Origin of the sequence: Superficieibacter sp., from assembly GCF_032071645.1 — a bacterium.
Classification (GTDB): Bacteria; Pseudomonadota; Gammaproteobacteria; order Enterobacterales; family Enterobacteriaceae; genus Superficieibacter.
Genome location: NZ_DAMAPU010000005.1, coordinates 282,301 through 295,870, shown reverse-complemented (window position 1 = coordinate 295,870; position 13,570 = coordinate 282,301). Strand labels below are relative to the sequence as shown.

Sequence of the window (13,570 nt, the reverse complement as noted above, 5' to 3'; positions counted from 1 at the left end):
TGCGAGCATGGCCTGGAGAGAACGATGGATAAAATTTTTGTTGATGAAGCGGTGAATGAGCTGCAAACCATTCAGGACATGCTCCGCTGGTCGGTGAGCCGTTTCAGCGCGGCCAATATCTGGTACGGGCACGGCACCGACAACCCGTGGGACGAAGCGGTGCAACTGGTGTTGCCGACGCTGTGGCTACCGTTGGATATCCCGGAAGACATGCGCAGCGCCCGCCTGACCTCCAGTGAAAAACATCGCATCGTTGAACGAGTGATCCGCCGCGTGAACGAGCGCATCCCGGTGGCTTATCTGACCAACAAAGCCTGGTTCTGCGGTCACGAATTCTACGTTGACGAACGCGTTCTGGTGCCGCGTTCGCCGATTGGCGAACTGATCAACAACCACTTTTCCGGGCTGATTAACCACGCTCCGCAGCATATTCTGGACATGTGTACCGGCAGCAGCTGCATCGCCGTCGCCTGTGCATATGCGTTCCCGGAAGCGGAAGTTGACGCGGTGGATATTTCCCCGGAAGCGCTGGCGGTAGCCGAGCACAATATCGAAGAACACGGTTTAATCCATCAGGTCACGCCGATCCGCTCCGATCTGTTCCGCGACCTGCCGAAAGTACAGTACGATCTGATCGTCACCAATCCGCCGTATGTTGACGCGGAAGATATGTCCGACCTGCCGAACGAGTATCGCCACGAACCTGAACTGGGCCTGGCCTCCGGCAGCGATGGCCTGAAGCTGACCCGCCGCATTCTTGCCTGCGCACCGGACTATCTGGCCGACGACGGCATTCTGATTTGTGAAGTCGGGAACAGCATGGTACATCTGATGGAACAATATCCTGATGTGCCGTTCACCTGGCTGGAATTCGACAACGGCGGTGACGGTGTCTTTATGCTGACCAAATCCCAACTGGTAGCAGCGCGGGAATACTTCAGCATTTACAAAGACTAATAACACAACAACGACAACGGAGCCGTGATGGCAGGAAACAGTATTGGACAACTTTTTCGCGTAACCACCTTCGGTGAGTCGCACGGGCTGGCGCTGGGCTGCATCGTTGACGGCGTGCCGCCGGGTATTCCGCTCACCGAAGCCGATCTGCAACACGATCTGGATCGCCGTCGTCCGGGCACCTCGCGCTACACCACCCAGCGCCGGGAGCCGGACCAGGTAAAAATCCTCTCCGGCGTGTTTGAAGGCGTGACGACCGGGACCAGCATCGGGCTGCTGATTGAAAATACCGATCAGCGCTCGCAGGATTACGGCGCGATTAAAGATCTGTTCCGTCCAGGTCATGCGGATTACACCTACGAGCAAAAATATGGCCTGCGCGATTATCGCGGCGGCGGTCGCTCTTCAGCACGTGAAACCGCCATGCGCGTGGCGGCGGGTGCCATCGCTAAAAAATACCTGGCGCAGAAACTGGGCATCACTGTTCGTGGCTGCCTGACCCAGATGGGCGACATCCCGCTGGCGATTGCCGACTGGGAACAGGTCGAGCAAAACCCGTTCTTTTGCGCCGACCCGGATAAAATCGAGGCGCTGGACGAACTGATGCGCGCCCTGAAAAAAGAAGGCGACTCCATCGGGGCGAAAGTGACCGTCATCGCCGACGGCGTGCCGCCGGGGCTGGGCGAGCCGGTTTTTGACCGTCTGGATGCCGACATCGCCCACGCGCTGATGAGCATCAATGCCGTAAAAGGCGTGGAAATCGGCGACGGTTTCGACGTGGTTGCCCTGCGCGGCAGTCAGAATCGTGATGAGATCACCCGGCAGGGCTTCCAGAGCAACCACGCGGGCGGCATCCTCGGCGGGATCAGCAGCGGTCAGCAGATCGTCGCGAATATCGCGCTGAAACCCACGTCGAGCATCACCGTGCCGGGGCGCACGCTGAACCGCGCGGGCGAAGAAACCGACATGATCACCAAAGGCCGCCACGATCCTTGCGTTGGCATCCGCGCGGTGCCGATTGCCGAAGCGATGCTGGCGATTGTGCTGATGGATCACTTTATGCGTCAGCGCGCACAAAATGCCGATGTGACGACAACGCTTCCACGCTGGTAAAAATGAAAAAAATGCTTATCGCGCTGCTGGCGCTGGTTGCCAGCAGCACCGCTCTGGCGGCAACGCCGTGGCAAAAAATCACCCAGCCGATCCCCGGTAACGCGCAGTCCATTGGCGCGTTTGCCAACGGCTGTATTATCGGCGCGCAGGGCCTGCCGCTCCAGTCTGATCATTATCAGGTGATGCGTACCGATCAGCGGCGCTATTTTGGTCATCCCGATCTGCTGCTGTTTATTCAGCGGCTGAGCAGCCAGGTGCATAACCTGGGGCTGGGCACGGTGCTGATTGGCGATATGGGAATGCCAGCGGGCGGCCGCTTCAACGGCGGTCATGCCAGCCACCAGTCCGGGCTGGATGTCGATATCTTCCTGCAACTGCCTGAGACGCGCTGGACCTCCGCGCAACTGCTGAAGCCGCAGGCGCTGGATCTGGTGTCCCGCGACGGCAAGCACGTTGTATCGTCGCTATGGCAACCGAAAATCAGCAGCCTGATCAAGCTGGCGGCGAAAGATAACGACGTCACGCGCATTTTTGTCAATCCGGCGATCAAGCAGCAGCTTTGCCTGGATGCGGGAACTGACCGCGACTGGCTGAACAAAGTCCGGCCGTGGTTCCAGCATCGCGCACATATGCATGTGCGCCTGCGCTGCCCGGCGGACAGCCTCGAATGTCAGGATCAGGAGCCGCCGCCGCCGGGCGATGGCTGCGGAGCCGAACTGCAAAGCTGGTTTGAGCCAGCAAAACCTGGGACGAAATCCCCTGCGAAGAAGGAGCCGCCGCTGCATCCTTCCTGTCAGGCGCTACTGGATGAGCATGTACTTTAATGGAAACGTTTAATCAGCTTTTTATGATGTCGCCGCTGCTGCTGGCGGTGATGTTTTGCGTGGCGTTGCTGGCCGGATTTATCGATTCGCTGGCGGGCGGCGGAGGGCTGTTAACGGTACCCGCGCTGCTGGCGGCGGGCATGACGCCCGCCCAGGCGCTGGCGACCAATAAACTACAGGCCTGCGGCGGTTCACTTTCGTCCTCAATCTACTTCATCCGTCGCAAAGTGGTGAAGCTGAGCGATCAGAAAATGAACATTCTGATGACCTTTATTGGCTCGACCAGCGGTGCGCTGCTGGTGCAGTTTGTGAAATCCGATCTGCTGCGGCAAATCCTGCCGGTGCTGGTGATCTGCATCGGCCTCTATTTTTTATTGATGCCGAAGCTGGGCGAAGAAGATCGTCAGCGTCGGCTGTACGGCCTTCCATTCGCGCTGGTGGCGGGCGGCTGCGTTGGCTTTTACGATGGCTTTTTTGGCCCCGGCGCAGGATCGTTTTACGCGCTGGCCTTCGTTACCCTTTGCGGGTACAACCTTGCAAAATCTACCGCTCACGCCAAAGTGCTGAATGCCACCTCTAATATCGGCGGCCTGCTGCTATTTATTCTCGGCGGCAAAGTGATTTGGGCGACGGGTTTTGTGATGCTTATCGGGCAATTTATCGGTGCCCGTATCGGCTCCAGGCTGGTGCTCAGCAAAGGGCAGACGCTGATCCGCCCGATGATTGTCATCGTTTCTGCGGTAATGAGCGCCAAACTTCTTTATGACAGCCACGGACCGGAGATCCTCCACTGGTTGGGGATGAACTAATGAACAGTACACATAATTACGAACAGCTTATTGAGATTTTTAACGGCTGCTTCGCCGATGATTTTAATACCCGTCTGATTAAAGGCGACGACGAACCGATCTATCTTCCTGCTGATGACAGCGTGCCGTTTCACCGGATCGTCTTCGCGCACGGTTACTACGCCAGCGCGCTGCACGAGATTTCACACTGGTGCATCGCCGGTAAAGCGCGCCGCGAACAGGTCGATTTCGGTTACTGGTACTGCCCCGACGGACGCGATGCGGTCACCCAGAGCCAGTTTGAAGATGTCGAAGTGAAACCGCAGGCGTTTGACTGGCTGTTTTGCGTGGCGGCGGGTTATCCGTTTAACGTTAGCTGTGACAATCTGGAAGGTGACTTCGAGCCGGACCGCATTGTTTTCCAGCGCCGCGTTCACGCCCAGGTGATGACGTACCTGAAGGAAGGGATCCCGGAACGTCCGGCACGTTTTATTAAAGCATTACAACATTACTATCATACGCCGCCGCTGGCGGCAGAACAGTTCCCGTGGCCTGAAGACCTGTAATAGCGCCACTTAAGACAAGAGGAAAGAAGATGATCGCGGAGTTTGAATCACGCATCCTGGCATTAATTGATGACATGGTAGATACGGCCGGTGATGACGAGTTGTTTGCCAGCGGTTATCTGCGCGGACACCTGACGCTGGCAATCGCGGAACTGGAAGCGGGGGACGATCATTCCCCGGAAGCCGTTTACGCCCAGGTCGGCAACAGCCTGCAAAAGGCTATTCACGCCGGTGAACTCTCGCCGCGCGATCAGTCTCTGGTGCTGGGGATGTGGGATACGTTGTATCAGCGGGCGAAATTTAAGTAACGGGTTTTCCCTTTTGGTGAGCAAAGGGGACAATAGTACGACTTAAGTGGCTGCGGGAGAGCGGTTTCCCCCTCTCCCTGACCCTCTCCCCGGGGGAGAGGGTGAAAACCGACGCCGGACGTCACCCTGTGCTCGGTCAGATCCCTCTCCCTGTGGGAGAGGGAACCGTTCGGTGGAAACGTTTCGCGCCATATCCTGCCGCGAACCCTGTCTTGTTCCCTGTGGGGGAGGGCCGGCATCGTACCGGCAATTCCCCCTCACCCCAGCCCTCTCCCCGGGGGAGAGGGTGAAAACCGACGCCGGACGTCACCCTGCGCTCGGTCAGCTCCCTCTTCCTGTGGGAGGGGGTGAAAACCGACACTGGACGTCACCCTGCGCTCGGTCAGCTCTCTTTTCCTGTGGGAGAGGGTGAAAACCGACACCGGACGTCACCCTGCGCTCGGTCAGCTCCCTCTTCCCAGGGGAGAGGGTGAAAACCGACACCGGACGTCACCCTGCGCTCGGTCAGCTCCCTCTTCCTGTGGGAGAGGGGGAAAACCGACACTGGACATCACCCTGCGCTCGGTCAGCTCCCTCTCCCTGTGGGAGAGGGTGAAAACCGACACCGGACTTTACCCTGCGCTCGGTCAGCTCCCTCTCCCTGTGGGAGAGGGGGAAAACCGACACTGGACGTCACCCTGCGCTCGGTCAGCTCCCTCTCCCTGTGGGAGAGGGCCGGGGTGAGGGCATCAGTGTTGTACCGTCTTAACCTGTTTTCCCTTCAGCAGTTTCCGTACCCATAGCCGATTCGGATTCAGCGCGGCCAGCGTTTTTCCATCCAGCGGGAGCGGCTCTTCGCTCATCTGTGACGCCAGAATTTCCGCCGCCAGCGGGGCGCTGCACAGCCCGCGCGACCCCAGTGCGCCGAGCATAAACAAATCCTCATATACCGGCGCACTAACGGCGTGCTCACGATCGTCCGCCAGTCCCGCGTACTCTTTCATCGTCGCCGCATAATCCGGCACCTGACCCACCATTGGCAGGTGATCGCGGGTGGCGCAGCGCACGCCGCAGCGAGCCTCGCCAGCGCTGATATCCACCTCACGTGCCCACCCGGCGTCCGGGAAGCAGTCAATCAGCCGCTGGCGATTTTGCTGCTGATCTTCCTCGCGGTAGCGCATCTCCTCCTGCCCGCGATGATAGCTGGCACCAATGCAATGCTGTTGATTATGCGGATTCTGCGGCGTGAGATAGCCGTCATAGCACAGTACCTGGCGCAGGCGCGACAGCGACGGCGTGGTGGGAATATGGCTGACCTGCCCGCCCACGGCATACAGCGGCAGCGCGTCGGTCTGAAAGAACTGATTAACCTTATGACCGTTAGCCAGTACCACCACTTCATGCTGCGCCGTTTGCCCGTCTGCAAACGTGAGCCGCCAGCCGCCATCGGTTTTATCGAGCGAAACCACCTGCTGCTGCCAGACGGTACGCAGCCCGCGCTCTGCGGCCAGCGCCAGCGCACCCGCCGTCAGTTGCGCCGGACACAGCCAGCCGCCCAGAGGATACTGAACGCCCCCGCAGCCGGTCCCGACGCCCGTCGTTGCGGCGACAGCCTGCGCGTCCACGCTGAGGGCGATTTCCTGGGGCAGGCCGAGCGCCAGCATCTGGGCGATCTTCTGCTCGCTTTTCGCATCCCAGCCGGTTTGCGTGACGCCGCACCAGTCATGATCGAAGGTGACGGGAAGCGCGTCATACACCCGGCGGGCAAAGGTAAATGCCGCCGGAAAGAAGTGCGCCAGCGCCGGATCGTGCGCGCTAAGTAAGGGGTACAGCGCTCCCTGACGATTGCCGGAAGCCCCTTCTGCGGGCCGCGCGTCTTCACAATAGAGCGTCACCCGCCAGCCGCGATCCAGCAGCGCCAGCGAAAGCAGGGCGCTGGCAATGCCGCCGCCGATAAGCGCCACTTCCCGCTTTGCCGTCCCGCTGCGCGCAAACCACGGCGCTTTAACCGCGCGGGCGGGAGGTGTTTCCATTACGCCGGTCAGCATCTCGCGCTTGCGACCAAAGCCCTTGCGCTTGCTCATCGTAAAACCTGCGTCCTGTAAACCACGGCGCACAAATCCGGCGGAAGTGAAGGTCGCCAGCGTGCCGCCGGGACGCGCCAGCCGCGCCATCGCCGCAAACAGCGCTGGCGTCCACATATCCGGGTTTTTGGCAGGCGCAAAACCGTCCAGAAACCATGCGTCCACCTGCTGTGCCAGCGAATCATCAAGTTCATCCGTCAGTTCGTTGATATCGCCAAACCACAAATCCAGCGTGATCTGGCCTTCATCCAGAATCAGCCGGTGACAGCCCGCAAACGGCAGCGGCCACTGCGCCTGCAACTGTTGCGCCCACGGAGCCAGCTCCGGCCAGTGCTGATGCGCCAGCTGCAAATCCTCAGCCCGCAAGGGGAATTTTTCAAAACTGATGAAGTGCAGGCGCTGTAGCCTCGCCTGCGGATGCGCCAGACGAAACGCCGTGAATGCCTGCCACAGCGTCAGGAAATTAAGCCCGGTGCCGAAGCCGCTCTCTGCCACCACAAAATGCGCGCGCGGATGATCCGCAAAGCGTTCCGCGAGCTGATTGCCGCCAAGGAAAACGTAGCGCGTTTCTTCCAGCCCGTTATCGTTCGAGAAATAGACGTCATCAAAATCTCGAGAAACAGGTGTACCCTCATTGTTAAATTCAAGGTTGGCGGGCTGTATGGCGTTATGTTTCACGTAAGTTACTCGTCTGACTAGTGATGGCACGATCTTAGCGATGAGTGCGGGCAGGAGCAAATTTCCGTACAAATTGGCTGATCGGACTTGTTCGGCGTACAAGTGTACGCTATTGTGCGACTCAATATTTAAATAGTGGACTTAACAGAGGTATTGAATGAAACGTGCAGTGATTACTGGCCTGGGCATCGTTTCCAGCATTGGTAATAACCAGCAGGAAGTCCTGGCATCTCTGCGTGAAGGACGTTCAGGGATCACTTTCTCTCAGGAGCTGAAGGATTCCGGGATGCGTAGCCACGTCTGGGGCAACGTAAAACTGGATACCACTGGCCTCATCGACCGTAAAGTCGTGCGCTTTATGAGCGATGCCTCGATTTATGCATTCCTCTCTATGGAGCAGGCTGTTGCTGATGCTGGCCTCTCTGCAGACGTTTACCAGAACAACCCGCGCGTTGGCCTGATTGCAGGCTCCGGCGGCGGTTCTCCACGTTTTCAGGTCTTCGGTGCAGATGCCATGCGCGGTCCGCGCGGTCTGAAAGCCGTAGGCCCGTATGTTGTCACCAAAGCGATGGCGTCCGGCGTTTCTGCCTGCCTCGCCACGCCGTTCAAAATCCACGGCGTAAACTACTCAATCAGCTCCGCCTGTGCCACTTCCGCGCACTGTATCGGTAACGCGGTAGAGCAAATCCAGCTTGGCAAACAGGACATCGTGTTTGCGGGCGGCGGCGAAGAGCTGTGCTGGGAAATGTCCTGTGAGTTTGATGCGATGGGCGCGCTGTCCACCAAATACAACGACACTCCGGAAAAAGCTTCCCGGACCTATGACACCAACCGCGACGGTTTCGTGATCGCAGGCGGCGGCGGTATGGTTGTGGTTGAAGAGCTTGAACACGCGCTGGCGCGCGGTGCGCATATCTATGCGGAAGTGGTGGGCTACGGCGCGACTTCTGACGGTGCCGATATGGTTGCCCCGTCAGGCGAAGGCGCAGTGCGCTGCATGAAGATGGCGATGCAGGATCTGGATGCCCCGGTTGATTACCTCAACTCCCACGGCACCTCAACGCCGGTTGGCGACGTTAAAGAGCTGGCGGCTATCCGCGAAGTGTTTGGCGACCATTCTCCGGCGATCTCCGCCACTAAAGCGATGACCGGCCACTCTCTGGGCGCGGCTGGCGTGCAGGAAGCCATCTACTCGCTGCTGATGCTGGAGCACGGCTTTATCGCGCCGAGCATCAACATTGATGAGCTGGACGAGCAGGCTGCTGGTCTGAACATCGTGACCGAGCCGACCGAACGCGAACTGACAACCGTGATGTCCAACAGCTTCGGCTTTGGCGGCACCAACGCCACGCTGGTGATGCGTAAGCTGAAAGCGTAAGCGAAAAAGCGCGGGCAAAAAAATGAAACTGGTCACTTTACGTGGCCAGTTTTTTTGCATTCCAGACAGGCCGCTTCAACGCTGATTTATCTTTTCAGTTTCTCGGCGATTTTGTGCATTGCCAGGATTTACACCCGTGGCCTGATAGTGCCGATGGCGCTCCATGCGTCTAATAATCTGTTATCGGCATTAGCGCTGCTGAGTGTACAGACCTGACGCCGATAAGATTGACAACCAGCGGTCAGGGCAGGCAGAATTCCGCTCCAACATTATCACATGGATAATGCGTAAGCGTTTAACGTCATCCAACGCACCTTAATCCTGCGCATCGGGTGAAGGGGGCGTGGCTTTTCCCCGCCTTACTTCGCAAATGGAGTAATGCATGTCTTCTGTAGCACACAATTCGGGTTCTTCTTCCGGGAACACCTCACTGTTTCGCATCGCCTTCGCGGTTTTTCTGACCTACATGACGGTCGGCCTGCCGCTACCGGTGATCCCGCTGTTTGTTCATCAGGAGCTGGGGTACAGCAACGCGATGGTCGGGCTGGCGGTCGGTATTCAGTTCCTGGCGACCGTCTTAACCCGTGGCTATGCCGGGCGGCTGGCCGATCAGTACGGTGCCAAACGTTCCGTTATGCAGGGAATGTTTGCCTGCGCCCTGGCCGGAGGTGCCTGGCTGCTTGCAGCGCTGTTACCCGTTCCGGCGTCGGCAAAATTTGCCCTGCTGATTGTCGGGAGGCTGATCCTCGGTTTTGGTGAAAGCCAGCTGCTGACCGGCACGCTGACCTGGGGAATGGGGCTGGTTGGCCCTGCGCGCTCCGGCAAAGTGATGTCGTGGAACGGAATGGCTATCTTTGGCGCGCTGGCGGTGGGTGCGCCGCTGGGGCTGTTTATTCACGACCGCTACGGCTTTGCAATCCTCGCGATTGTCACCATGCTGCTGCCGCTGCTGGCCTGGGCCTGCAACGGTACGGTGCGGAAGGTTCCGGCCCATGCGGGAGAGCGTCCGTCGCTGTGGAGCGTGGTGGGTCTGATCTGGCAGCCGGGATTGGGGCTGGCGTTGCAGGGCGTTGGCTTTGCGGTGATCGGCACCTTCGTTTCGCTCTATTTTGTCAGCCGTGGCTGGCCGATGGCGGGTTTTACCTTAACCGCGTTCGGCGGTGCGTTTGTGCTGGTGCGCATCCTGTTTGGCTGGATGCCGGATCGCTTTGGCGGCGTAAAAGTGGCGATTTGCTCTCTGCTGGTGGAAGCGCTGGGTCTGATATTCCTGTGGCAGGCACCGGTAGCGTGGATTGCCCTGTTGGGCGCGGCGCTTACCGGCGCGGGATGCTCGCTGATCTTCCCGGCGCTCGGCGTTGAGGTGGTCAAACGCGTGCCGCCGCAGGTGCGCGGTACGGCGCTGGGCGGCTATGCCGCGTTTCAGGATATCGCGATGGGCGTTTCCGGGCCGCTGGCGGGCATGCTGGCGACCAGCTTTGGTTATCCCTCAGTATTCCTGGCCGGGGCGCTATCGGCCATCGCGGGCATCGCGGTGACGCTGGCGTCGTTCCGCAAACGTTAAGTTTGTTCCCCCGCGCGAGCGGGGGAAATCCACTAACGCGGAAAAAAATACTTCACCTGAAATTCAAAACTGTTGGAGTAAAGAAGAGAGTAATCAATCGGCTGCTGGTTAGCATCAATCGCCTGGGTTTGAATTTGCAGGATCGGATCTTTAGGGCTGATGCGCAATATTTCCGCCAGCTCCGGCCCCGGCAGCATGGGGGAAAACGTCTCGAACGTGCCGATGATAGCGATCCCGCACTCCTTTTCAATATACGAAAACTTCGAGTTCCGCATATGGGCAATGGTCAGGCTGGGGAAGCGGTTGACCGACAGCCAGGTTTCCTCCACCTGCATCACCACTTTATCGATCCGCCGCAGACGCTTGATATAATAAACCGGGTCGTCCGGGGTAATATTCAGGCCGCTGGCAACCTGCAATGAGGCTGGCTGCATTTCAAATTTTAATATCTGGCTGCTGGCCGTTTTTCCGGCGTTGTGCGCTATTTCGCTAAAACTATTCATATTATGAATATGCGCAACGAATCTTTTCTCTTTTATATAGGTTCCCGAGCCGTGCCTGCGCTCGATAATTCCCTCTTCTTCCAGCTGGCTGAGCGCTTTACGCAGGGTATTACGCGAAACATTAAGATCGATTGCCAGTTGTTTTTCTGCGGGCAGGGCATCACCTACGCTATAACAGTGATGATTAATTTTATTTTTTATTACGCTGACCACGTTTTTGTAAATCACTTTTGCACCTCTGTAAGTTCCATTTAAACAAAAGGTTAACTATTTATTATTTTGATGAATGCTTAAGTTGTTCATTATTAAGCGTTAAGTTGAACCTGTATTGTGGCTTTTTAATGTGATCAACATAACAAAACGCCATCCCTGCGCTACATAAAGTGGGCATTCTTTGCTGGAAATAAAGCTGGAAAATAAGGAGTTATAATGTCTGTGATGCGTTCTTTTGAACGAGGGATGGAAAAGGTACTTGTCCCGGTAGCGATAAAACTTAATTCGCAACGGCACGTCTCGGCGATTCGCGATGCCTTTATTCTGTCATTCCCTATCGTTATGGCCAGTTCCATTATCGTATTAATTAATTTTGCCATCCTCTCCCCGGATGGTTTTGTTGCTTCATTGCTGCATTTAAAAGCGATTTTCCCTAATCTGGAAAAAGCGCAGGCTATTTTTACGCCGGTCATGAATGGCTCGGTAAATATTATGTCGATTCTGATCGCCTTTCTGGTGGGCAGAAATATGGCGAAAAGCTTTCATGAGGATGATTTGCTGTGCGGCCTGACGGCGATTGGCGCGTTTTTCGTTGTCTATACCCCTTACCAGGAAATCGGCGGACAGGCGTACATGACCACCAAATACCTCGGTCCGCAGGGGCTGTTTGTGGCGGTGATTGTCGCGCTGCTTTCCAGCGAACTCTTCTGCCGCTTAGCGAAGAACCCGAAAATTACCATTACCATGCCGGACGCCGTGCCACCGGCAGTCGCGCGGTCGTTTAAGGTGCTGATCCCCATTATTGTGGTGATGATGCTGTTTTCGATTCTTAATTACCTGCTGTTAATGCTGTCCCCGGAAGGGCTGAACGATCTTATTTATAAGCTCATCCAGGCCCCGCTGAAAAATATGGGCACCAACATTTTTGCGGTCATCATTCTGGGTATTGTTTCTAATCTGCTGTGGTTTTTGGGCATCCACGGGCCAAATACCATTGCGGCGATCCGCGAGTCGATTTTTTCTGAAGCGAATCTGGAAAACCTCTCCTGGGCCGCGCAGCACGGCGAGACCTGGGGGGCACCGTACCCGATCACCTGGGGCGGCATTAACGATGCCTTTGCTAACTACGGCGGTTCCGGTATGACCTTAGGGTTACTGCTGGCCATTTTTATTGCTTCGCGACGTTCGGATTATCGCGATCTGGCGAAAATGTCTTTTGTGCCGGGGCTGTTTAATATTAATGAGCCGGTGATGTTCGGGCTGCCGATTGTCCTTAACCCGATCTTTATTATTCCGTTTATTCTGGTGCCGATGGTCAGTTCGCTGATTGGTTACGTTTTTATTACCACAGGAATTATTCCACCTGTCGCCTACGCCGTGCCGTGGACCACGCCCGGTCCGCTGATCGCCTTCTTCGGCACGGGCGGTAACTGGCTGGCATTAATGGTGGGGCTGCTGTGTCTGGCGTCAGCCACGCTGATTTATCTGCCGTTTGTGATTGCGGCAAATAAAGTGAATGCCGTGCAGCAGGCAGAGTAAATCGCTGCGCCCCGGCTCACGGGGCGCGGAATTAAAGCACCATCCACACAATCAGGAAGGCAACAATAAGCGCAATCAGCATCAGGCCCGGCCGGGCCGACAGCATTTTGACGGTGTCATACAGCGGCGCAAAGGGACGATGAACAGGCTGCGGATCGCGCATTTCCGGCGCGCGTTCTGCCCGGCGAATAAACACCTGATTGAGTAAATCCTGAACCTGCGCCGTGGTCAGTATTGACTGCGGCGTGGCCTGCCAGGTTTGCTGGAGGTAATCCTGCAACTGATCCCACTCCTGCGGCTCCAGCGGCTGCTTAAGCGCCGCCTGCAAGGTGTGCAGCGTCGGTGCGGTCTGGGTACTGAGCGTCTGACGCGCCTGAAGCCAGGTCACCAGATGGGTAAAGTGCTTCGCCGGGATCAACTCGCCGCTTTTCACTCCCGAAAGTTCCAGCATCGATTGCCAGATAAGCTTCCCGGATTCGCCGGTGGCCGCCGTCAGCTTCGTCACCAGCTGATTTAAGGTATTGTGTTCAGCCGGAAGCAGATGGCGGTCGGTAGCCGGACGCTGCTGCGGCTGCGGGATCGACAGCTCGTTATTTTGCAGCAGCGTCAGTACATTCTTAAGCTGATCGGGAGAAAGCTGGCTGAGCGCCGTCTGCCCGTACTGCTGGCGAATAAAATCGCTCACCGCCTGGCGATTGTTGCCGACGTTCAGCAACTCCGTCAGTTGCGCCAGGGTCTGGCGATTGCTGTAGCTCTGCTGGGCGGAATCCAGCCGCTGGGTGAGGTTTTGCTCGGCGGCGGGAAAATGACGCGACAGCAGCGGCATCTCATTTTTCAGTCCCAGATCGTGCTTCATACCCGCCCACACTTCAGCGCTTTGCTGGCGGGTGAGGGCGACCAGGCGCGTGATCAAACGCTCCAGCACGGTACGTTGCTGGGTTGAGAGCGGCTGCTCTGCGGCGACTGACGTCGTGGCGGGACCGTCACCCGGAGGGCGCGCGGGCATACCTGAGATGGGTTGCGTCATCATAAATCCTTAAGGTCGTAATGCTGAACCAGGTTTGCAAGTATGCCTGGCG

The 13,570-nt window shown here is 57.4% G+C and carries 13 protein-coding genes; 10 read left to right on the top strand and 3 right to left on the bottom strand.

Annotated elements, in window-relative coordinates; all coding sequences use genetic code 11:
- The first annotated feature begins 24 nt into the window (after nucleotides 1–24).
- From prmB to RT197_RS12530, 6 genes are read left to right on the top strand one after another with little or no spacing between them, the layout of a single operon-like run.
- Nucleotides 25–957 carry a 50S ribosomal protein L3 N(5)-glutamine methyltransferase gene (gene prmB / locus RT197_RS12555; RefSeq protein ID WP_312951102.1) on the top strand — a complete coding sequence of 311 codons (933 nt, stop codon included), beginning with the start codon at nucleotides 25–27 and terminating at the stop codon, nucleotides 955–957.
- Between the two features lie 27 nt (nucleotides 958–984).
- A complete protein-coding gene (aroC, locus tag RT197_RS12550) occupies nucleotides 985–2,070 on the top strand; it encodes a chorismate synthase (protein WP_312951101.1) in 1,086 nt (361 codons plus the stop codon).
- Nucleotides 2,071–2,072: 2 nt separating this feature from the next.
- On the top strand, nucleotides 2,073–2,894 hold the full coding sequence (mepA, locus tag RT197_RS12545) for a penicillin-insensitive murein endopeptidase (RefSeq protein ID WP_312951098.1): 822 nt from the start codon (nucleotides 2,073–2,075) through the stop codon (nucleotides 2,892–2,894).
- Nucleotides 2,894–3,703 (top strand): sulfite exporter TauE/SafE family protein, encoded by an 810-nt coding sequence (locus RT197_RS12540; RefSeq protein ID WP_312951096.1) that lies wholly within the window; start codon nucleotides 2,894–2,896, stop codon nucleotides 3,701–3,703. Before mepA ends, RT197_RS12540 begins: the two co-directional genes overlap by 1 nt.
- Complete coding sequence (locus RT197_RS12535; RefSeq protein ID WP_312951093.1) at nucleotides 3,703–4,248, top strand: elongation factor P hydroxylase; 546 nt, start codon at nucleotides 3,703–3,705, stop codon at nucleotides 4,246–4,248. Before RT197_RS12540 ends, RT197_RS12535 begins: the two co-directional genes overlap by 1 nt.
- Nucleotides 4,249–4,277: 29 nt before the next feature.
- The gene (locus RT197_RS12530; protein ID WP_312951091.1) at nucleotides 4,278–4,556 is read left to right on the top strand and encodes a YfcL family protein; all 279 of its coding nucleotides are present in this window, start codon (nucleotides 4,278–4,280) and stop codon (nucleotides 4,554–4,556) included.
- A gap of 728 nt (nucleotides 4,557–5,284) precedes the next feature.
- Here the strand turns inward: RT197_RS12530 and mnmC are convergent.
- Nucleotides 5,285–7,297 (bottom strand): bifunctional tRNA (5-methylaminomethyl-2-thiouridine)(34)-methyltransferase MnmD/FAD-dependent 5-carboxymethylaminomethyl-2-thiouridine(34) oxidoreductase MnmC, encoded by a 2,013-nt coding sequence (mnmC, locus tag RT197_RS12525; RefSeq protein ID WP_312951089.1) that lies wholly within the window; start codon nucleotides 7,295–7,297, stop codon nucleotides 5,285–5,287.
- A 157-nt stretch (nucleotides 7,298–7,454) separates the two neighbouring features.
- On the opposite strand from mnmC, the gene fabB reads away from it, so the two are divergent.
- The 3 genes from fabB to RT197_RS12515 all read left to right on the top strand — a co-directional run bounded on the left by fabB (nucleotide 7,455) and on the right by RT197_RS12515 (nucleotide 10,236).
- Complete coding sequence (gene fabB, locus RT197_RS12520) at nucleotides 7,455–8,675, top strand: beta-ketoacyl-ACP synthase I (protein WP_312951088.1); 1,221 nt, start codon at nucleotides 7,455–7,457, stop codon at nucleotides 8,673–8,675.
- 54 nt (nucleotides 8,676–8,729) lie between these two features.
- Nucleotides 8,730–8,891: a type II CAAX prenyl endopeptidase Rce1 family protein gene (locus RT197_RS22005; RefSeq protein ID WP_409529693.1), complete on the top strand. Its 162-nt coding sequence runs from the start codon at nucleotides 8,730–8,732 to the stop codon at nucleotides 8,889–8,891.
- Nucleotides 8,892–9,057: 166 nt separating this feature from the next.
- Entirely contained in the window at nucleotides 9,058–10,236 is a 1,179-nt protein-coding gene (locus RT197_RS12515) for an MFS transporter (RefSeq protein ID WP_312951086.1), read from the top strand.
- A gap of 32 nt (nucleotides 10,237–10,268) precedes the next feature.
- Here RT197_RS12515 and RT197_RS12510 read toward each other — a convergent pair whose 3' ends face one another.
- The gene (locus RT197_RS12510) at nucleotides 10,269–10,967 is read right to left on the bottom strand and encodes a GntR family transcriptional regulator (RefSeq protein ID WP_312951084.1); all 699 of its coding nucleotides are present in this window, start codon (nucleotides 10,965–10,967) and stop codon (nucleotides 10,269–10,271) included.
- A gap of 201 nt (nucleotides 10,968–11,168) precedes the next feature.
- Between RT197_RS12510 and RT197_RS12505 the strand changes: the two genes are divergently transcribed.
- Entirely contained in the window at nucleotides 11,169–12,491 is a 1,323-nt protein-coding gene (locus RT197_RS12505) for a PTS sugar transporter subunit IIC (protein ID WP_312951082.1), read from the top strand.
- Nucleotides 12,492–12,522: 31 nt separating this feature from the next.
- Here RT197_RS12505 and flk read toward each other — a convergent pair whose 3' ends face one another.
- Nucleotides 12,523–13,518: a flagella biosynthesis regulator Flk gene (flk, locus tag RT197_RS12500; RefSeq protein ID WP_312951079.1), complete on the bottom strand. Its 996-nt coding sequence runs from the start codon at nucleotides 13,516–13,518 to the stop codon at nucleotides 12,523–12,525.
- Between the last annotated feature and the right edge of the window lie 52 nt (nucleotides 13,519–13,570).